The sequence below is a fragment of the Actinophytocola sp. KF-1 genome (assembly GCF_054661535.1).
Genome location: NZ_BAAFVK010000014.1, coordinates 162595 through 182529, shown reverse-complemented (window position 1 = coordinate 182529; position 19935 = coordinate 162595). Strand labels below are relative to the sequence as shown.

Sequence of the window (19935 nt, the reverse complement as noted above, 5' to 3'; positions counted from 1 at the left end):
CGCTTCGGTGGATCGTCTGCGCACCACTGTCGTGCGCCCGCTCAACACCGGCTCAACAGCGCTGCTCAGCGCACGAGCGCGACCGAGAACACCCCGCTCGGCGTGCACGCGTCGCGGCGGTTGGTGCACGTGACCGCGAGCGTCACGCGTTCGCCCGGCGCGACCAGCGGCGGGTCGTCCGGTCGGAACGTGACCGCGTCGCCGCCGTCGCGGTCCACCACCGCGAGGTCGACGGTGCCGATCACCTCGGTCCCGTGCCGGATCTGCACCTGCCCGCTGTCGGCGGCCGGGTTGCGCAGCACCACCGACGTCACCCGGTACTTCGGGCCGGGCGGCACGACGTAGGAGAACTGCTGCGGCCCGCCGCCGACCCCGGGGTAGGCCTGCGTGGCGATGGTGAACGTGGTCCGGGTGACCGGCGCGGCGGACGTGCTGGTCCGGCCCGCGCCGGTGTTCGCGACCCTCGGCCGGGGGCTCGCCGACGTCCTGCGCGAGGGCGCCGTCGTCGACGACGGCCTGCTCGGCGTGGACGAGACGCTCGGCGGGGTGGACGTCGCCGACGGGGAGGGGCCCGCGATCGACACCGGCCGCTGCCGCAACAGCATCGACACGATCACCATCAACAGCATCAGCAGCGCGAACAACGCGGTCAGGAGCCAGAAGACGCGGCTGGGGATCAGCGGGCCCTGCTCGAGCGACGCCGCCACCTCGACCGGATCCGACTCCGGCACCAGCACCTTCACGGTGAACGGCAGCTTGCGGTTCTCGCCCTTCCAGAAGTACTTCCTCGGCCGGGCCCGCACCCGCACGAACGTCGCCGTGCCGGGTTCCAGCCGGGGGGCGTGCGGCCGGCACCGGAACGTCAGCTTCGCGTCCGCGTCCTCCGCGGTCACCTCCACGCCGTGCGCGTGGTTGCCGAGGTTGTCGACCGCGAGGGTGTGCCTGCCCACCCGCCGCGCCGACGACGTGACCGGCACGATCCCGGCCGCCACCTCGGTGAACCGGTCGACGACGACCACGCCCTCCTGCACCACGGAGCCCGCCGGGTCCTCGCGGGAGGCGACTTGCAGTGCGAACGGGTGCTCGCCCGCGAGCACCTCGGACGACCGCGGCGGCGTGAAGGTGAGCTCGACCGTCACCTCCTGCTGCGGCATGAGGTTCGCCCGGTCGGGCTTCACCGCGGTCCACCCGGCCACGTCGCCGCGGGTGGTGAACACGAACTGGTCGACGACCGCGGAGTTGTTGCGGATCAGCACGTGGCAGCGCGCGGCACCGCCGGGCGCGACCTCGACCCGGGTGCTGCGGAGCATCGCGTGCACGGCCATACCGGTGAGCGTGCCGGGCCGCGCGCGCCGGGGGAGGGCGGCGGCAGCCAGCCGTGCGGCCACCATTCGCTGACCTGGAAGGCAGACGGCCCGCGCATCTCGCGATGTGCGAGTTGCCCATGCGGGCGGTGCGCGGTGGACGATGTGCCCCGTGACAGGCCGGTCGCACAGGGTGAAACTTCCTCACGTGCCTGCGAACCCGACCGGATCGAACCGGGGAAGACGGCGAGACCGCCTGACCGGCACGTTGCCGAGGACGGCACTGCTGGCCGCGCTCGAGTCCACCGAGGACGCCCGGTTGCGGCTCGTGTGCGGCCCGGCGGGCGCGGGCAAGACGGTGCTGCTCCGCCAGCTCGCGGCACGCACCGACGGGCACCTGTCGTTCGTGTGCGCACCCGGGGACCTCGCCGCCGTGCACGCCGACGTGGCACACGAAAGTGACGGCCGCACGGTGTTCGTCGACGACGCGCACGCACTGGACGCGGCCGCGCTCACCGCGCTCGTCGCCGACGCGCCGCCCGGCGTCCGGTTCGTCGTCGCCACCCGCGACGACCGGCTGCTGCGGGTCGCCGACGTGCCGGGTCCCGTCCACCGCGTCGGTTACCCGGAGCTGCGGATGTCCGCCGACGACGTGGCCCGGCTGTTCGCCGACGTGTACGCGAGCCCGCTGCCCGGCGCGGACGCCGCCGCGCTGTGCGAACGGGTCGAGGGGCTCGCCGTCGCGCTGCGCACCGTGCACCTCGACACGCTCCTGCTGGCACCGGCCGCCCGCGCGGCCGCGCTCGCCGACCCGCTCGCCGCGTCGGAGCGGCTGCGCGAGTTCCTGTCCCGCGACGTGCTCGGCCCGCTGGCGGAGGACACGCGCGACTTCATGGTCGACGTCAGCCCGTTCGGGGTGCTCGACCCGGCGCTGTGCGACGCGCACCTCGGCCGCACGGACAGCGCCGCGGTGCTCGCGGACCTCGCCGCCCGGCAGGCGCTCACGTTCCGGGTCCCGTCGGACGGGCCGGCGTACCGCTTCCACACGCTGCTGCAGCGGTTGCTGGAGGAGACCCACCTCGAGCGGCGCGGCGCGCACCTGACCAGGAAGACCTACCACATCTCGGCACGCAGGCTCGTCGCCGCCGGTCACTGGGCGGAGGGCTACCGCGGCTACGCCCGTGCGGGCGACTGGGTGTCGGCGGCGCGTGTCCTGCACCGGTTCGGCGCCGGGGACGGCGGCACCCGCGCGTCGGCCGCCGTGCCGGGCGCGGTGCTCGACGAGGACCCGTGGGTGCTGCTCGCCGAGGCCCGCAGGCTGCGTGCCGACGGCCGGTTCGCCGCCGCCTACGACCGGTACCTCGCCGCGGAGGACCGGCTCGCCGACCGCAGGGACCGCTGGCAGTGCGCCCGTGAGCGGTCCCGCCTCGCGCACTGGATCCCGGACGGCCGCCCCGGCAGCCCGCTCGTCGACGACGTGTCCGCGCACCTCGCCGCCGCGGTGCGCGGCCAGCCGGCCCGGCTGGTCGCCATGGCGCTGCCCCCGGACAGTCCGGAGTGGACACTCGGGCGGGCGGTGGCGGCGCTGCTGCACGGCAGGCCCGCGCTCGCGCTCGAGCTGGCCGGACCGCTCGCGGAGCGGGCGGACCCGTTCGTGTCGCTGGCGGCGCGGCTGCTCGTCGCGGTCGTGCGGGCGTGCCTGGAGGGGGAGGGGTCGGTCGCGACGTTCGGGTTCCTCGCGGTCGAGGCGGAGGACGCGGGCTGGCTGTGGCTGGCGCGGATCGCCCGCGCGGCGGGCGCCGTCGTCGACGAGGACGCGTGCGCGGACGCGGCGGCGATCGTCGCCGACTGCGACGAACGCGGTGACGAGTGGGGCGCGCTGCTGGCGGCGTGCCTGCTCACCGCGGGCGCCATCCGGGCGGGCAGGCCCGATGCCGTGGCCCTGCGGGCAGGCGCGTTCGGCAGGGCCCACCGGCTCGGTGCGCTCCTGCCGCCGGAGTGGCTCGACCCGGCACGCGAGGCGCCGCACCCCGTGGTGCCCCGGCCCCGGCCCGCCGTCGTCGAGCCGGTCCCGCACCCGCCCGCCGAGCTGCGGTGCCTGGGCGCGTTCCGGCTGGTGGTGGCGGGAGACCCGGTGGACCTCGGGGAACTGCGGGCGCAGGCGCGGCGGGTCCTGCGCGTGCTGTCGATGCAGTACGGCCAGCCGATGCACGAGGAGCGGCTGGTGGCGGCGCTGTGGCCGGACGCGCCGCTGAAGCGGGCGAAGCACCGGCTGCAGGTGGCGATCTCCAGCCTGCGGGCGTTGCTGCGCACCCGGCTCGGTGACACCGGCGGGGTGGTGCGGCAGGGCAGCGCGTACCTGCTGCGGTTGCCGCCCGGCAGCACGGTGGACGTGGTGGAGTTCGACGCGGCGGTGCGTGCGTGGCGCGCGGCGCGGCAGGCGCGGGACGTCGACCGCGTGCGTGCCGCGGGCCGCGCGGTCCTCGACCACTACCGCGGGGAACTGCTCGTGGAGGAGGGCGCCGCGGAGTGGGTGCTGACCCGCAGGGAGGCCGTGCGCGGCGACGCCGTCGCGGTGGCGGCCGAGCTGGCCGGGTTCGAACTGGACCACGGGAACGTCGCGGCCGCGGTCGAGCTGTGCGAGCGCGGGCTGACGATCGACGAGCTGGACCACCGGCTGTGGACCCTGCTCGCGGACGCCAGGCAGCGCGAGGGCAACCCGGGCGCGGCACGGCGCGCCCGGCAGGTGTACCAGGCGCTGCTGGCCGAGGCGTGACTACTTCAGCGCGAAGAACTCGATCTCGCTGATCGCGACGGTCTGCCGTTCGGTGCCGGTGTAGACGTCCATGATCTCGATGGTGACGCTCGTGACCAGCGTCGTGTTCTTGAGGTCGATGGTCTGCGCGCGGGAACTGTCCTGCGGCAGGACGTTCTCGGTCTTGCCGGTGTTGTAGGTCAGGCGGATGATCGACGGCCGCCCGTCCTGCGCGAACGAGTCCGCCGCACCCGAGTGGATGATCACGCTGCGCAGCAGGTAGCTCTCGTCGAACCGGAACGTGACCTTCGGGTGCCCGCCGCCCAGCTGCGCCGCCCAGTAGGTGTCCTTGTACGTGTCGACGAGCAACTTCGCCTCGTGGTCGGGCATCGCGGTCGCCGAGCTGACCGTCGAGGGCCGGATGGGGTCGAGCGTGGGCACGATCTTGCGGTACACGGCACGCAGGTTCTCGTAGACGGTGGTGCGGAAGGGCGGGTAGAGCGCGTAGACCATGCCGAGCAGCAGCCCGATGATCACGAGCGCGGCCCGCACCCGCCGCAACGAGAGCTTGGCGAGCCACGACCGGTGCTCCCGCGTGCCCTTCTGCCCGGGTCGCGTCCCGGCGGGGAACCGCTTCGTGCGGCGCCGGAAGAGGCGCCGCCACCACACCAGGCGCACGACGCCCGCGTCGGCGAGGGACTCACCGCAGCGGCTGCAGAAGTTGCGGGTGGGGGCGTTGCCCTCGCCGCAGGTGGCGCAGACGAGGTCGTCGGGTTCGAGGCGCCGGGTCGGCTTGGTCTTCACCACGGCGCGGGTCTTCTTGATCGCCGGGGCGGGGGCCAGCTCGGGTGGTTGCTCCGGGCGCGCCTCCGCGGTGCCGCTGACCGGCTGGGCCAGCGCCGCCACGAGGGTGGGGTCGATGGCGCGCTCGGCGTCGTCGCCGTCCGGCGCCGTGGCCGCGGCGGGTGGCGGCGGTGGCACGACCTTCGTGGTCGCCGTTGCCGGTCCCGCGGCCGGGCTCCTGGCTCCTGGTGGTGGCGGTGCCGTCTTCGCGCCCGGCGGTGGCACCGCCGCGCCCGGCGGTGGCGGTGCCTCCTTCTTCGCCCCGGGTGGTGGTGGCGGTGCCTTCTTGGCACCGGGTGGTGGCGGTGGCGCGGCTTTCTGCGCTCCCGGCGGGGGAGGAGGTGCTTTCTTCGCCCCTGGAGGCGGCGGCGGCGCTTTCTTCGCCCCGGGTGGTGGCGGCGGTGCCTTCCTGGCCCCCGGAGGCGGAGGTGGCGGAGCTTTCCCACCGGGCGGAGGCGGCGGCGACACCACAGGCGGCTCGGCCTCCGACGTCCACGTCGCCACCGCCGCCGCCGCGGGACGGCCCGACTCCACGTACACCCGCTCCGGCAACCACGACCGCACCCGCCGCCGCACGCGGCCCCACCAGGTCAGCCGTTCCGCCACCGCCGACGGTGGCTCCTCCACCACCACCACGACCACCTCGGGCGGTGGCGCCACCTTCTCCCCGTTCCACTCGAGGAACTTCCCGCAGTCCCCGCAGAACGCGGCCGCGTCGTCGTTGTGGTTGCCGCACATCGTGCAGACGATCACCGGGCCACCTCCACCGAATGGGCCACGTGCACGGGCTTCGCCGCGCGGACCACGGCTTCCACCGCCGCCTCCGACAGGGGGCCGTTGGGGCGGACCACGACCCGCACCCAGTGCTCGACGTCCGACGGCGGGTCCGGCCGCGGCCGCACCGACACCGACGTGCCGCCGCTCTCCGTGATGGTCACCTCGCCGTCCACCACCACCGCCAGGTGGCGCCGCAGGCCGGCCATGGTGCCGCGCATCCGGAACAGGTCCACCGCCTCCGCGACCACGGCCCGCTGCGCCTGCACCGGCCAGCTCTCGTCCAGCAGCACGCCGAACCAGCTGGACAGCCAGCGCACGAACTCCTCCGGCGCCAGCAGCGGGTCCACGTACCCGTGCACGCAGTCGATCGTGTTGATCAGCGGCGCGAGCACGTCGTCGAACGCCGCCGTCCAGCGCACCGCGAACGGGCTGTCCGCGAAGATCGCGGGCAGGTGGTCGATGAGGGGGTACGGCGAGGGCAGGCTCATGACCGCTCCACGCGGATCTGGTGGTCGTAGGAGAACACGAGCCCGCCCGCGCCGACCGGCAGCCGGCTGACCTCCGCGCCGCGTTCGCCGGTGACCGGGTTCGCGCCGTAGATCCGCACGTCCTCCACGACGTCCACACCGCGCACCGACTGCAGCAGCGCGAACACCTCGCCGTGGGTGACCCGCCTGCCGAACGGCCACCCCGTGCCGTCCTCCCCGCCGGTCAACGGGTTCAGGTACCCGTACACCGCCGCCAGCGCGCGCACCCGGATCTCCTCCGGGTCGAGCCTGGTCCGCGCCACGAGGCGGGCCACCACCGTGACACCGCGGTAGCGCGGCGGTTCGACGAGCACCCGGGTGCCGACGAGCCGCACGTCCTCCAGCCGCCGCGCGATCCGTTCCAGGGTCCCCTCGGCGGGCACGAGGTCCGCGAACACCAGCTCCCGCGCCACCTGCGACGCCGCGGGCACCACCAGCACCTTCACCGCGCCGTGCGCCACGTCGTCCTCGCCCGCCGTGAGGCAGTGGATGCGCGCCACCTCCGGCGCCGCCTCCCGCGCGATCGCCTCGTAGTCCTCCGCCGTCACCGCCCTGCTGCGGGTCCGCAGCATGATGGGGCCGCGGGCCTTCGCCTCGTCGAGCGTCTCGCCGTCCACCCCGCCCGCGGCCGGGTGCAGGTTCGTCACCCCGGCCACGAACGGGATCGAGCCCTTCAGCGTGTCCACCGCGTACCGGGCGACGTTGCCGCGCACCCCGCCACCGCAGTAGTACCGCCGCATCCTGATCCGCGTTCCCGGCGGCGGCACCGCCCCGTACTGGCGCAGCGTCCGGTCCTCGAGCCGCACGGCGGGGCCCAGCTCGACCTCGCCCGCCACCCAGTCCAGCACGAAGTGCCGGTCGTCCGGGCCGCTCGCCGCGAAGTTGTCGACGCGGGTCCACTCGGCCCATCCGTCGTCGGTCGCCACCTCCAGCGCGGCCTGGTGCGCGCCGGACAGCACGGGCGTGCGCTGCACGCGGAACCGTTGCCCCGGCACGCCTTCCGACTCGCCCAGCTCCTCGAACTCCACCACCTCGCCGTGCAGCGCCCTGGCCGTGGCGCCGACCGTGCCCGCGGTCAGCGACCGCACGACGGGCGACGAGCTGTACGCGGGCTGGCCGGGCAGCGGTTCCACCACCCGCACCCGCAGCCACCCGGCGCGCTGGTCCTCGATCACGCTCGCCTCGTGCCCGGCGGGCAGGTGGACCACCGTGCGGCCCGGCCGGTTGAACCCGCCCGTCTCGTCGGTCGTCACCGCGCACTCCGTCCACTCCGCACCGGTCCACGCCTCCCACGCAAGCGGCGGGTGCTTGGGGTTCACGCCGACACCGGAGGTCTCGCCGTCGAAGTCGATGCGCACCGCGCAGCTCGGCGCCGGGTCCGCGAGCCCGATCAGCAGCGCGTCGTCGAGCTGCGGTGGTTCGTCGAACGCGGGGAACTCCTGGCCGATCTCGATCGCGTTCGTCTGGTTCTCGCTCGCCACCCCGCGCCCGGTGACGCGCCGCACCGCGCTGATCGACGTCGGCAGCACCGGCAGGTCCGCGAGCGTGGTGAACACGACCGCGTCCTCGCTCTCGGTCCGGGTCGTGGACACCGTGGTGCCGCCCCGGATCACCAGCGGCGACCTGGCCGGTGTGGACAGCCAGAACGTCACCGGCACCTCGGCCGGCGTCGGCGGCAGCATCCGCAACCCCAGCAGTTCCAGGAACTTCACGTACAGCCGGTCCGGCACGCGGTTGAGCCGGTAGCACAGCTGCTCGGTCATGAACGCGAACGTCTCGATCAGCGTGACGCCGGGGTCGGACACGTTGTGGTCCGTCCACTCCGGACAGCGGCGCATCACGTACCGCTTGGCGTCGTCGACGAACTCCTGGAACCGGCGGTCGTCGAGGCTGGGCGCGGGCAGCACCATCAGTAGTCCCCCTCGTCGGGAATCGTGTAGAAGGGGTGAACGAGGTTGCGTTCGTCGTTCTCGCCCTTGACCACGTAGGTGATGTCGATGTGCAGCAGGTTCGGCCGGTCCGGGTCGGCGGCGACCGTCACGTCCCGCACGGTGGCCCTCGGCTCCCACATGCCGAGCGAGTCCCGCACCTCCCGTTCGATGGCCGCGAACACGTCGACCGACGCGCCCTCGAACGCGAAGTCCCGCAACCGGGACCCGAACGCGGGCCGGAACGGCCGCTCACCCGGGTAGGTGGTGAGCACGATGGCCATGGCCTGCTCCAGCTTGCGCGGGCCGCCCATGGTGGCGATGGTGCCGTTGGCGGTCACGTCCATCGGGAACGACCAGCCGCGGCCGATGAAGTCGTCCATGTCCGGTACCTCACAGGGGGATGGGGACGCCGTTGACGGTCAGCAGCCCCACCACGTTGACCGTGGGCGCCTCGAGCGTGATCGCGGCCGCCGACTTGATGATCAGGTTCGCGCCGCCGTCGACCAGCATCATCCCCATCTCGCCGCACGCGATGTTGACGAAGCCGTTCTCCGCGGCGATGTTGATGCTGGGCACCGGGATCGTGGTGACGCCGAGGATCGGCTTGGCCGTGAGGCTCACGCCACCGTTGACCTGGTCGACGGTCAACCCGAACTCGCCGTTCTGCGACCCGAGCCGCACCGCGGAGCCGAGCGCGCCGGTGCCGGGCGGGAGGAGCGAGCCGCCGCCGGTGCCGGTGCCACCGGCGTTGTCGAGCGACACACCCGCGACCGCGCCGACGTCGGCCTGCGTCGGCACGGGCAGCGGCAGCGGCACGTCGTAGAACAGCAGCGCGTTCCCCGTGCTGGACACGAACCCGCGGTGGTTGACCTCGCTGACCATGCCGGGCGCGAGGGTGGCGCCGGAACTCGCGATCGCCGACGTCGCCTGCGCGGCGGCTGTCTCACCGATCGCCTTGCCCGCCATGGCACCCAGCGGTCCCGCCGACGCGCCCAGCGCGGAACCGGCCGCGCCCGCCGCCTGACCGGCCGCCGCGCTCGCCAGCCCCATGAGACCGCCCGCGAAGATCGGCCCCGAGCGGGCGATGCTCCACTGCGTGTGGTTGTTCATCATCGAGCCCAGCACGTAGGGCCGCCGCACGTCGCCGAACTCGAACGCGACCAGCACCTCGTCGCCGATCTCGGGCATGAAGATCGCGCCGCCGCGCTGACCGGAGCAGAACTGCACGTTCGGCGCCCAGTCGGTCTCGAAGTCCGGCGACAGCCACGGCAGCGCGACCTTCACCCGGCCCTTGCCGAGTGGGTCGGCGCAGTTGGACACCACCCCGCACACCACGCCGTCCAGCACACCCCGCCCGGCGGCGCGCCTGCTGCTCTTCGACGTCAGGCCCAGGACGGTCCGGTCCTGCCTGCCGTGCGCGGAGAACACCACCCGGTAGCCGTACTCGGAGTCGTCGAACACGTGCCGCGCCCGCGACACCGTCCACGTGCCCGCGAACACCGACTGCACGCCCTGCACGTCGACCTTGCCGCCCGGCTGGATCGCGGCGTTGCCCTTCGCCTCGCCCTCGGCCTCGGCGAAGGTGCTGCCGAAGTCGGTGCCGAGCGCGCTCGCGACCATCGGCCCGGACGTGGCCATGCTGCGGGCGTCCGCGAACGGCTCGTCCACCATGACGTGCGCGGTCGGGCTCGGCGGCGGTCCGAGGTAGCCGACGGGCGAACCGAGCAGCCCGCCGGTCGCCTGCGATGCCGCCGACTGGACGGCCGAGCTCATCCCGCTCACCGCGCCGCCGACGTTGCCGGACGCCAGTGCGCTCGCCGCGCCCGCCAGCGCGCCGCCGAGCGCGCCGAGCCGGCTGCCCGCGAACTGGCGCCCCAGCGAGTTGGGCGACGGGGTGCTGCCCGACGGTGTCGTCGCGGTCTGCGCCATCGCCTGCCGCGCCATCGGGTCCCACACCCGGACCTCGACGTCCGGGGTGAGGTTGCCCGCGGTGATCCGCGGCCGGAAGCTGATCAGGTTGTCGGGGAAGCGGACCGGCACGGTCGTGCCGCCGCCCGCGACCCGCGCGGCGGCGCCGCGGATCCGCCCGGCCACGCCGCCGCCCGCCGCGGTCGCGTTGCCGCTGCCCGGCCGGAAGTAGAACAGCCCGTTCGACACGCCCATCTCGAAGCCGATCTCGGCGGCGCGGGCGGACAGGAACTCCCAGTCGGTCTGGTTCACCTGCGCGAGGTAGGCGTGCGTGGTGCTGGTGGCGACGACCGTGCCGACCCGCAGCCCCGCCTGCGTCGCCACCTGCCGCGCCACGTCGGCGTCGGTGACGTTGAGGAAGCTGCGGCTGCGCCGGGCCCGCTGCAACCGGTGCGCCGCGGTGTACCCGCGCACCAGCGTGCGCATCGTGATGCCCTGCACCAGGCCCTCGATCGCGGTGACCTCACCGACGATGACCGGCAGCGGCTGCCCGGTCCCGCTCGCGCCGGACACCGTCACGGCGGCGCCGATCGTGATGCGTGCGAGTTTCAGCGCGGTGCCGTCGACGTCGAGGAACGTCAGCTCGAACATGCCGGGCAGGTGCACGTCGTTGTCCACCACCACGCGCAGCAGCCTGCTCGCGGCCTCCGGGGTCAGCGCGGCGCCGTCGACCAGCACGCTCGGCCTGCCGGTCGCCTCGACGTTGGCGATCGTCTCCACGGGGTCCGTCACGACGCCTCCTCCTCCCGCACGGCCGCGTCCACGGTCTCCGCGGGCGGCAGCGACAACGTCCGCCCCGGCCGCACCCGCAGCGGGTCGTCGATGCCGTTCGCCTCCGCCACCGCGCGCCACGCGTTCGGCGAGCCGTACGCGCGGTTGGCGATCTGCACGACGTTCTCGCCCTGCGACAGCGTGTGCGTGGCCCGGCCCGGCACCCCGCCGGACGTCGGGTTGGTCCGGGGTTTCGGCGCGGTGTACTCGACGAGCGTCAGGGAGAACTTCGCCCACACCGGGATGCCGAGCGGGTCGAACCGCTGGTACTCGACCGTCACCTTCTCCAGCGTGACCGGCAGGTTCGAGCCGCGCGGTCCGTGGATGCCCCAGCTGAACAGCAGGACCGGCAGCCGGTAGTAGACGGGCCGGGCGAGCAGCGCGGCGCCCCTGGTGTCCTTCGTGGACGACGTGCTGTTCGTGCCACCGCCGCCCATCGACGTCAGCTTCGCCGCGGCGGCGCTCACCGAGCCGAGGTCGAGCGCCTGCGCCGCGGTGATCTGCACGGGGGTGGCCCAGTCGATCAGCTGGTTGGCCGCCAGCTGGGTGATGCCCATGCCGGTCACGTGGGCTTCCTTCAGCTCCAGCTTCACGTTGCTGGTCGCCTTGAGCGCGTCCTGGAAGCTGGATGAGATGACCGCCCGGTTGCCCTCGGTCGAGTTGGTCTTCTGGATGGTGACCGACTTCGGGTTGATCGTGAACACCACCGGCATCCCGCCGGTCTGCGACGACAGCTGCGCCTTCGCGTTCCCGGCCGCCAGGTTGGCGAGGTTGATGGCATTCGGCATGATCGCCATGTCACAGGAACCCTTCGTGCGCGAGCTCGAGCTTCTCCGTCGCGACCGCGGCCTTCGACGCCGACAGCTGCGGTCCCTTCCACGCGACCGGGTAGACGTTGCGCAGCTGCCACGTGGTGACCGGTTTCCAGGCCGCGTCCAGGAGCGTGATCGTCGCGGTCTCCCCGCCGAGGAACATCGGCAGCGGCGACCAGCCCGGCTGCCTGCGGTAGGTGAGGCGGTCGGCGACCCAGCGGCGGACCAGCTGTGAGCGCGCGTCGATGGCCCGTTCCAGCTTGACGGTCTCGTAGGTGGCGTCGGCGAACAGGATCTCCTCGTTGGCGTAGTTGCCGGGGTTGTGGAGCTTGTGCAGCTTCGCCTTGACCTCGAGGCCGGTACAGCCCGACCAGTCGCCGAGGTTGAGCCCGTCGACCGTGACGTTGAACCGGGTCGCCATGCCGAGCGCGAGGCGCGGGAGCGGGGCGGGCATCAGCGCCGACCTCCCCTCGCCGCGGTGAGGAATCCGGAGTAGACGATGACGAGCGTCTCCATGGCGACGTTGCCGGTGCTCGCGTCGAAGTCGCTGATCTGCCAGCCGATGGGGAACATCTCCCGCAACGTCCAGGAGATGACCGGGACGCCGCCGGACGTCAGCACCTCGACCGCGCCCTCCTCCGGGACGCCGCCGCTCGTGTGCACCTCGTTGAGCCACACTTGCACCTGCCGCGTGCCGACGGGGTCGGCCGCCCGCGACAGCTTCAGCTTCTCGAACTTCGGCACCCCGGCGAACTTGAAGTACTGGTCGGAGCTGCCGACCCGGTGCTCGGCGAGGTCCCAGTTGACCGACAGACCGGACACCTTGGACCAGGCGCCCAGGTTGTGACTGCCTGCCACGACGACGAACCGATGACTCATCCCGTGCGCGACGGGCGTGGGTGGGGGCATGGTGGTTCCTCAGCTGAAGTCAAGGAGCGTGCCGGACCGCTCGCGTTCGACGAGCACGTCGAACCGGAGCCTGCCGACGAGGTGGTGGTACAGGCGGTTGGCGATCTCGTCGAAGTTGTCGGGGTCGTCGAGGTCCAGCCACCGGCGCGGCGGGTTGTCGGCGATGAGGTCGACGAGTTCTTCCGCGGACGTGGCGGTGTCGCCGTTCTGTTCGCCGGCCCGCAGGTCCCGGTAGGCGGCGATCAACCCGGTGGTGGAGACGTCCGGCGGCTCGACGTCCTCGGCGTCCAGGGGGAGGGGGGTGGCCTCGTCGAACAGGGCGCTGGTGTCCATCACCGGCAGGTCGTGCCAGCCCTCGGGCTCGTCGTCGTCCGGTTGCTCCGGCGCGAGCTGCCGCACCACCGGCGGCGGCGACCCGGCCGCGCCGCCGCGGACCCAGTGCTCGACCGCCACGGCGTCGCTCTCCAGACGCCGGCCCAGCGCGGAGCCCGAACTCGGGAGCGCCGCGCCGAACAGTTGTTGCTGGACGGCGTGGGTCAGTTCGTGGGCCAGCAGCGGGGCGGTCGTGCCGCTGTCGAGCGCGCCGGCGTGGTCGGGGATGTGCACCACGCCGTCGGTGGTGAACGCTCGTGCGCGGAGCCGTCGTGCCGCCTGCGCGACCAGCCCGCCCCGGCGGACGGGAACCGTCGACACGTCCACGCCGAGCGCCCTGCGGAGGGGGACGACCACTGCCTGGGGGACCGGGCTGTCGAGTGCGTTCCCGTCGAGTGCGTTCCCGTCGAGGGGGGCCAGTTGGGTGCGCGTCGCCGGCTCTGGCAGGTGCGCGTTGGCGGTGGGGTGCGGGGTTGCGGTGGGTGGGGTTGCCGGGGAGGTCGTCGTGGTGGGTGGGGTTGCCCGTGGGCTGGGGGAGGTCGGGGCGAGTTTCGGGGTGGTTGTGTCGGTGTTCGGGGAGGTGGTGGGTGGCGCTGAGAGGGGGTGTGTCGCGGTGGGTGGGTTTGTGGGAGCGCTTGTCGGGGAGGTGGGTGCGGTTGCTGGGGTTGCCACGGCGTTGGTGGGGCTTGGGGTTGGCTGAGTGCCGGTGGGGTTCGGGGAGGTGGCTGGGTGGGGGTTGGTGAGGTTCGGGAGGGTGTCCCGCGCGGTTGCGTGAGTGTTGGTGGGGATTGCGGAAGTGGCGGCCGGGGCTGGGTGAGTGCCGGTGGGGTTCGGGGAGGTGACGGGTGGGGCTGCGTGAGTGCCGGTGGGGTTCGGCGAAGTGGCTGTGGGGGAGTTGATGAAGTTCGGGAAGGTGTCCAGTGGGGTTGCGTGAGTGTCGGCGGGGGAAGTGGCGGCTGGGGTTGCGTGGTGGTTGGTGGGGTCTGGGGAGGTGGTGGGCTTCGGCGAGGTGGCTGGTTTGGCTGGGTGGGGGTTGGTGAGGTTCGGGAAGGTGTCCGTCGGGTCTGCGTGAGTGTTGGTGGGGCTGGGCGAGGTGGCGGGTGCGTGAGTGTTGGTGTGGCTTGGGGAGGTGGCGGTTGGGGTTGCGTGGGGGTTGGCGGGGTTGGGCGAGGTGGCGGGTGCGTGAGTGTTGGTGGGGCTTGGGGAGGTGGTGGCTGGGGTTGCGTAGGGGTTGGCGGGGTTGGGCGAGGTGGCGGGTGCGTGAGTGTTGGTGGGGCTTGGGGAGGTGGCGGTTGGGGTTGCGTAGGGGTTGGTGGGGTCCGTGGAAGCGGTGGGTTTCGGCGAGGTGGTCGGTTTGGCTGGGTGGGGGTTGGGGAGGCTCGGGAAGGTGCCTAGTGGGGCTGCGTAAGGGTTAGCGGGGCTGGGCAAGGTGGCGGCTGGGGTTGTGTGCGGGTGGGTCGGGCCTGGGGAGGTGGGCTTCGGCGAGGTGGCTGGTGTGGCTGGGTGGGGGTCGGGGAGGCTCGGGAACGTGTCCCGTGGGGCTGCGTAAGGGTTGGTGGAGGTGGCGGCCGCGGTTGCGTGAGGGCCGGTCGGATTCAGGGAGGTGGCGGGTGGCGCTGCGGGAAAGTCGGTAGGGCTCGGGGAGGGGGCGGGTGGGGTTGGCCGAGGGTTGGTGAGATTCGGCAAGGTGTCCGGTGGGGCTGCGGGAATGTTGGTGGGGTTCGGCGAGGTGGCCGGTTTGGTTGCGTGGGGGTGGGGGAGGTTCGGGGAGGTGTCCGCTGGAGCTGCGTGAGAGTCGGTGGGGCTGGGCGAGGTTGCGTGACGGTCGGTGGGATTCAGCGAGGTGTCCGGTGGGGTCACGGGAGGGTTGGTGGGGTTTGGCGAGGTAGCGGATCCGGTTGGGTGAGTGCTGGTGGAGTGCGGGGCGGCGGTGGGTGGGGTTGTGTTGGTGGTGCTCGGGAAGGTGGCCGGTGGGGTTGCGTGGGGCTTGGTGTTCGCAGGGGGTGCGGGAGCGCTCGTGAGGTTGCTGGCGGAGGCTGGGGTTGCGAGAGCGTTGCCGGGGCCGGGGAAGGCCTCGGTGGTGGGAGTGCTCGCGGCTGGGGTGGCGATGCTGAGGGAGGCCGTGGCGATCGGGGCTGGGGAAGTGCCGGGGGAGATGGCCGCTGCGGCGAGAGTGCCGGCGGGGGAGGCCTCGGCAGTGGGTGGGGTGGCGAGAGCGATGGTGGAGGAGGTCGCGGTGATGGGTGGGGTGGAGGTGTCCGCGGCGGTTGGGGTTGCCGGAGCGCTGCCGGATGTGGGCGCGGGGGCGCGGTAGGTGGTTGGTGCGTTCGTGGGAGTGCTTGCGGTCTCGGGGGAGATGGTTGCCGCAGCTGGGGTAGTCGTGGTGGGAGTGCTTGAGGGTTCGGGAGAGGTGTTTGCCGCGGCTGGGGTTGCCGGAGCGCGGCCGGGTGTGTCGGTGGCGCTGGGGTGGATGGTTGGCGCGCTTGGGGGCTCAAGAGAAGTGGCGGCCGGAGTCGTCAGCACGCTGGAGGTTGTGGTCGAGCCGGGGTTTCCGGGCTCGATGACGGGATGGGCTTCCTCCTGTGTGGACTCATCCGACGGACGTGCTTCGGTAGTGACGCCGATTCCGCGGCGCCTGCTCTCCGCCAGTGACGCCCGCCGCGCCTGCGGCCGTGGGGCCGGCGCGGGTGGGGCGCTCACCACCGGTGGCGGCGCCGGGCGCGACGCGGCGATGAACGGCGCCTCCCCGTTCTCCTCCACGTACGCCGACGCCAGCATCCGGTCCTTCTCCCGGTACGCGTTGTGCAGGAACTCCGACGCCACCCACGGGTCGTCCGGCACCCTCGCCTCCCCGACCCACTCCGCACCCGCCACGGTCAGCGGCGACCCCCCGGTCGCCGCTGACTCCCGCACCGGCATCGCCCGCCGCGGTGGTACCGGCACGTCCTGTTTGTACGGCTTTCCCGCCGGCGGCTGCCCGCCCGGCGATTCGTGACCGCCCCGGACCGGTGGCTCGTACTCACCCCGGGTCGGTGGCGCGTCGGCCGGTGGTTCGTGGTCACCCCGGGCGGGTGGCGCTTCGCCCGGTGGTTCGTGGTCGCCCCGAACCGGTGGCGCTTCGCCCGGCGGCTCGTGGTCACCCCGAACCGGTGGCGCTTCGCCCGACGGCTCGAGGTCACCGCGGGCCGGTGGCACGTCCCCGACCGGCTCGTGTTGACCTCTAGCCGGTCGCGTCTCGTCCGGCCGTTCCGGTTGAGCCAGCCAGTGCTCGTCCACCTCGGACCGTCGGCGGCCGTTGTGCCGTGCGGGGAGCGGTGCGGACCCCACGCCGTCCGGCAACCCGGCCGACGACACCGTCACCAACCCCTCCACCCGGCCGCCGGCCCCGCCGGGCAGTGCCGCTGGTGGTGCCGGCGTCAACCGGTGCAGTACGCCGGGCGGGTCGGTCCGCAGGGTCAACGGGCCGTCGCCCCGGAACGTCGGGTGCATGGCCGGCAGCCTGCGCCACGCCCCGGTCGGGCGCGTCACACCCGCGGCGCCGACCTTCTTCTGCCTGCGCCACGGCCAGCGGATCGCCATCTGTCCCACCTCCGCAAAAGCTCAGTCCTCGCCACCGGCCGCGCGGGTGTTGAGGTTCGCGATCTCCTGGATGACCCGGGCGCGGGTGTGGTGGTCGAGCTCGAGGATCGACTCGAACGACCAGTGCAGGTAGTAGGCGATGTACACGATCTCCTCCCACAACCGGTCCGTCGCCGTCGTCATGTGCCCGCCACGTCCACGAGGAACCGGTGCTCGCAGGCCGGGCACGTCACGTCCGCCTCCGTGTGCCCGAGCTGGTTGATCCGCCGGTACAGGTCCTGCAGGAACGCGAGGTCCGACGCGAACAGGTGCTCGATCACGAACCGGTCCACCACCGGCAGCTCGCCGAGCCTGCTGACGGTCCGCATGATCAGGTAGATCGACAGGTACGACGGGTTCTGCCGCACCAGCGGCTCGGCCTGCGCGGTCAGCTCGTCCTTCGCCGTCGCCAATCGCAGGGCACCCTCGCGGTGGACCCTGCCCTGCTCGTCCACGTACCCGCGGGGCAGCACGAAGGGGTACTCCGTGCGCAGCCCCGCGGGCTCGGTCACCGCGACGCTCATCGGGCCGCGATGTCGATCTGCTCGCACGTCAGCGTGACCGTGGCGATCGCCGCCTCGCTGCCGCCCGCCTTCATGCCGCTGATCTCCAGCTTCGACGGCCACGCGTTGAGCAGGTTGTACGTCTGCTTGATGACACCGGCGATGTCCAGCAGCATCAGCGAACAGCTGCGCCGGGCCGTGGCCTGACCGGCCAGGACCTCCTGGTGCCACGTCCACAACGCCAGGTCCTGGTCGACGCCGCGCTTCAGCACGACCGTCGCCGGCTTGGTCTTGCCGAACTGCTTCGCGAGCGACACGCCCAGCCGGTTGCTCGCCATGTACTCACTCACCTCCACCTCGGAGGTGATGCCGGACAGCTCGGAGAACGAGATCTCCGACATGCGGTCCGCGGTGATCACGAACCGGGCCGCGCTGACGAGGGTGTTGGTGTTGGTGCTCGCGGTCGAAACCCGTGGCATGGTCATCGTTCACTCCAAAGTGGTCACTCGTCGAGGGCGGAGCCCTGCGGCATCTGCGAAATCCGGAACACCACGAACTCGGCCGGCTTCACCGGCGCGATCCCGATCTCGATGATCAGGTTGCCCGCGTCGCGGGACTCCGGCGGGTTGTTCTCCTCGTCGCACTTGACGTAGTACGCCTCGGCCGCCGACGAGCCGACCAGCGCGCCGCTGCGCCAGATCCGCTGCAGGAACGCGCCGACCACCCGCCGCACCGACGCCCACAGGTACTCGTCGTTCGGCTCGAACACCACCCAGTTGGTGCCGTTGAGGATCGACTCCTCGATGAAGTTGAACAACCGCCGCACGTTCACGTACCGCCACTCGGGGTCGCTCGACAGCGTGCGCGCACCCCACACCCGGATGCCCTGCCCCGGGAACGCCCGGATGCAGTTGACGCCCAACGGGTTCAGCTGCTCCTGCTCACCCCGGCTGATCACCGTCTCCAGCGACACCACACCGCGCACGACCTCGTTCGCGGGCGCCTTGTGCACGCCCCGCGTCTCGTCGCTGCGGCCCCAGATCCCCGCCACGTGCCCGCTCGGCGGGACCGACACCATCGTGCCCGTCGCCGGGTCCAGCGCGTTCACCCACGGCCAGTACAGCGTGCCGTACTTCGTGTCGTACCCGGCGATGTCCGTCCGCCACTCCTTGACCTGCTGCGAGTTCAGCCCCGGCGGCGGGTCCAGGATCGCCACCCGGTCCGACATGAGCTCGCAGTGCGCGATCATCGCCAGCTGCACCGCCTTCACGCCGTCGAGGTCGATGAGCCCGCGTGCCAGCGCCGACATCAGGTCCGGCACCAGCACCATCGTGATCTCGTCGACCGCCTCGAACGCGCCGATGCCGGTGCGCCGCAACGGATCGCCGACGTAGGCGGCCGGCGACAGCGGTTCCGGTGCGGCCGCGGGCGGCGACAGCGGCACCACCGCGTTCTTGCGCGGCGCCGTGAGCGCGCCGCCCTTCGCCTGCTCGAGGCTGATCAGCTTCGACTGCTTCGCGACCACCGTCGCCACGTTCTGCGGGCCGCGCTTCGCGGTGACGTTGTCGAACGACTCGACGACCTTGCCGTCCCGCAGCACGTCCAGCCGGAACGCGTCGTCGCCAGGCTCGCTCGCCTCGCCGACCTGCACGGTGATCGCGTCCGCCGCCGCGGGGTCGAGCGCCCGTACCGAGAACGCGGGCCGCGACCCGTCGCCCGCCGCGGGGATCGCCGCGGGCTCGGGGTCCACAGCGGAGTCCCCGGCGGCCACGTCGGGCAGCCGCACGACGTATGCGGTGCCGCCGCCGTTCAGGAAGTAGCCGTACACCGCGTGCGGCAGGTAGGCGCCCTCGACGAAACCGCCGAAGACGCGCGTGAACTGCGTCCAGTTCGCCACCAGGGTCGGCTCGGAGATCGGCCCCTTCTCGGCGAACCCCACGAACCCGGCGACGGCGGTGCCGACCCCCTCGATGGGTTTCGACCCCGACGACACTTCTTCTACGTAGACACCTGGAGCCAGATAGTTGGGCATCGAGTCTCCCAGTTCGACCGAATCCGACGTCGTTCCAGGCTGACACCGGCCGTCCCGCGCGAGAGGGCGTCGGCGCGCAACGCCACGGCCACCCGCCGGTGCACTCCAGGGCAACCGCGCATGGCCGTGCGATGGGCCGCGTCCCGGTCCCGCCGGACCCCGGGCGCGCCGAGACTTCGAGGTGTGCTGGCAGACATCGCATCGTCGATCAAGGCGTGGCTCGGCGCCGAGCTGTCCCCGGGGACGGAGATCGGTTTCGAGCCACCCGGCCTGCTCGCCGCCATCCAGCGCAGGCCGAGGCGCGCCGGGATCGTGAACCTGTTCCTGTACGGGGTGAGCGAGAACCTCGACGGTGTGCCTGCCGCGCGTGTCCGCGTCCGCGACGCGGGCGGCCGGGTCACCGGCACGCACGCCCCGACCCGCAGCTACCACCTGTCCTACCTGGTCACCGCGTGGGCCTCGGACACCTCCGAGGAGCTGGAGCTGCTCGGCGCGGTCCTCGGCGCGCACGCCGACCAGGACTGCCTCGCCGCCGACTTCCTCCGCGGCTCGCTGCACGACCTCGACACCGCGCTGCCCGTGCGCATCGGCTGGTCGCCGGTCGCGCGCGGCGGCGACCTGTGGGGCGCGCTCGGCGTGCCGATGCGGGCCGCGCTCGACCTGACGATCACCGCGCCCGTGCTGCCCTCGCGGCGGGAGCCGCCCGCGCCGCCCGTGCACAGCGTGGAGCTGGAGGTGCACGACACCGCGCACCAGGAGCTGCCGGAGCCCGCCACGCCCCGCTGGCGGCATACGTCCATCACCGAGCACTGA

General features: G+C 72.9%; 18 protein-coding genes. 4 read left to right on the top strand and 14 right to left on the bottom strand.

The genetic code is table 11. The features are described from left to right. Positions 1–65: 65 nt before the first annotated feature. On the bottom strand, positions 66–1391 hold the full coding sequence (locus ACYQ77_RS36075) for a COG1470 family protein (RefSeq protein WP_459719815.1): 1326 nt from the start codon (positions 1389–1391) through the stop codon (positions 66–68). A gap of 121 nt (positions 1392–1512) precedes the next feature. Here ACYQ77_RS36075 and ACYQ77_RS36070 point away from each other — a divergent pair, with 121 nt between their 5' ends. Further along, a complete protein-coding gene (locus tag ACYQ77_RS36070; protein WP_459719813.1) occupies positions 1513–4080 on the top strand; it encodes a BTAD domain-containing putative transcriptional regulator in 2568 nt (855 codons plus the stop codon). Here the strand turns inward: ACYQ77_RS36070 and ACYQ77_RS36065 are convergent, their stop codons facing one another. Genes ACYQ77_RS36065 through ACYQ77_RS36025 form a run of 9 tightly spaced genes read right to left on the bottom strand, consistent with a single transcriptional unit; the run spans position 4081 to position 13641 of the window. Beyond that, positions 4081–5655, bottom strand: a complete 1575-nt coding sequence (locus ACYQ77_RS36065; RefSeq protein ID WP_459719811.1) for a zinc ribbon domain-containing protein — start codon at positions 5653–5655, stop codon at positions 4081–4083. Further along, positions 5652–6167, bottom strand: coding sequence for a phage tail protein (locus tag ACYQ77_RS36060; protein WP_459719808.1), 516 nt, complete (start codon positions 6165–6167; stop codon positions 5652–5654). The genes ACYQ77_RS36065 and ACYQ77_RS36060 overlap by 4 nt, the downstream gene beginning before the upstream one ends. Beyond that, positions 6164–8116, bottom strand: a complete 1953-nt coding sequence (locus ACYQ77_RS36055) for a putative baseplate assembly protein (protein ID WP_459719805.1) — start codon at positions 8114–8116, stop codon at positions 6164–6166. Before ACYQ77_RS36055 ends, ACYQ77_RS36060 begins: the two co-directional genes overlap by 4 nt. Next, positions 8116–8517, bottom strand: a complete 402-nt coding sequence (locus ACYQ77_RS36050; RefSeq protein ID WP_459719802.1) for a GPW/gp25 family protein — start codon at positions 8515–8517, stop codon at positions 8116–8118. The genes ACYQ77_RS36055 and ACYQ77_RS36050 overlap by 1 nt, the downstream gene beginning before the upstream one ends. Positions 8518–8527: 10 nt before the next feature. Beyond that, the gene (locus tag ACYQ77_RS36045) at positions 8528–10837 is read right to left on the bottom strand and encodes a phage baseplate assembly protein V (RefSeq protein ID WP_459719800.1); all 2310 of its coding nucleotides are present in this window, start codon (positions 10835–10837) and stop codon (positions 8528–8530) included. Next, positions 10834–11664, bottom strand: a complete 831-nt coding sequence (locus ACYQ77_RS36040; protein ID WP_459719797.1) for a LysM peptidoglycan-binding domain-containing protein — start codon at positions 11662–11664, stop codon at positions 10834–10836. The genes ACYQ77_RS36045 and ACYQ77_RS36040 overlap by 4 nt, the downstream gene beginning before the upstream one ends. Positions 11665–11674: 10 nt before the next feature. After that, the gene (locus tag ACYQ77_RS36035; RefSeq protein WP_459719794.1) at positions 11675–12142 is read right to left on the bottom strand and encodes a phage tail protein; all 468 of its coding nucleotides are present in this window, start codon (positions 12140–12142) and stop codon (positions 11675–11677) included. After that, positions 12142–12597, bottom strand: coding sequence for a phage tail protein (locus ACYQ77_RS36030; protein WP_459719791.1), 456 nt, complete (start codon positions 12595–12597; stop codon positions 12142–12144). Before ACYQ77_RS36030 ends, ACYQ77_RS36035 begins: the two co-directional genes overlap by 1 nt. Positions 12598–12606: 9 nt before the next feature. After that, positions 12607–13641 (bottom strand): eCIS core domain-containing protein, encoded by a 1035-nt coding sequence (locus tag ACYQ77_RS36025; RefSeq protein ID WP_459719788.1) that lies wholly within the window; start codon positions 13639–13641, stop codon positions 12607–12609. 1234 nt (positions 13642–14875) lie between these two features. On the opposite strand from ACYQ77_RS36025, the gene ACYQ77_RS36020 reads away from it, so the two are divergent. Then, positions 14876–15283 (top strand): hypothetical protein, encoded by a 408-nt coding sequence (locus ACYQ77_RS36020; protein ID WP_459719786.1) that lies wholly within the window; start codon positions 14876–14878, stop codon positions 15281–15283. A gap of 300 nt (positions 15284–15583) precedes the next feature. Continuing rightward, the gene (locus tag ACYQ77_RS36015) at positions 15584–15964 is read left to right on the top strand and encodes a hypothetical protein (RefSeq protein WP_459719784.1); all 381 of its coding nucleotides are present in this window, start codon (positions 15584–15586) and stop codon (positions 15962–15964) included. Between the two features lie 605 nt (positions 15965–16569). On the opposite strand, the gene ACYQ77_RS36010 is transcribed toward ACYQ77_RS36015, so the two are convergent. From ACYQ77_RS36010 to ACYQ77_RS35995, 4 genes are read right to left on the bottom strand one after another with little or no spacing between them, the layout of a single operon-like run. Beyond that, positions 16570–16731 carry a DUF6760 family protein gene (locus ACYQ77_RS36010; protein ID WP_459719782.1) on the bottom strand — a complete coding sequence of 54 codons (162 nt, stop codon included), beginning with the start codon at positions 16729–16731 and terminating at the stop codon, positions 16570–16572. After that, positions 16728–17111 carry a phage tail assembly protein gene (locus tag ACYQ77_RS36005; protein ID WP_459719779.1) on the bottom strand — a complete coding sequence of 128 codons (384 nt, stop codon included), beginning with the start codon at positions 17109–17111 and terminating at the stop codon, positions 16728–16730. The genes ACYQ77_RS36010 and ACYQ77_RS36005 overlap by 4 nt, the downstream gene beginning before the upstream one ends. Continuing rightward, entirely contained in the window at positions 17108–17575 is a 468-nt protein-coding gene (locus tag ACYQ77_RS36000) for a phage tail protein (RefSeq protein ID WP_459719777.1), read from the bottom strand. The genes ACYQ77_RS36005 and ACYQ77_RS36000 overlap by 4 nt, the downstream gene beginning before the upstream one ends. Positions 17576–17592: 17 nt before the next feature. Then, positions 17593–19122 carry a phage tail sheath family protein gene (locus ACYQ77_RS35995; protein WP_459719774.1) on the bottom strand — a complete coding sequence of 510 codons (1530 nt, stop codon included), beginning with the start codon at positions 19120–19122 and terminating at the stop codon, positions 17593–17595. 183 nt (positions 19123–19305) lie between these two features. Between ACYQ77_RS35995 and ACYQ77_RS35990 the strand changes: the two genes are divergently transcribed. Continuing rightward, positions 19306–19935, top strand: a complete 630-nt coding sequence (locus tag ACYQ77_RS35990) for a Pvc16 family protein (protein WP_459719771.1) — start codon at positions 19306–19308, stop codon at positions 19933–19935.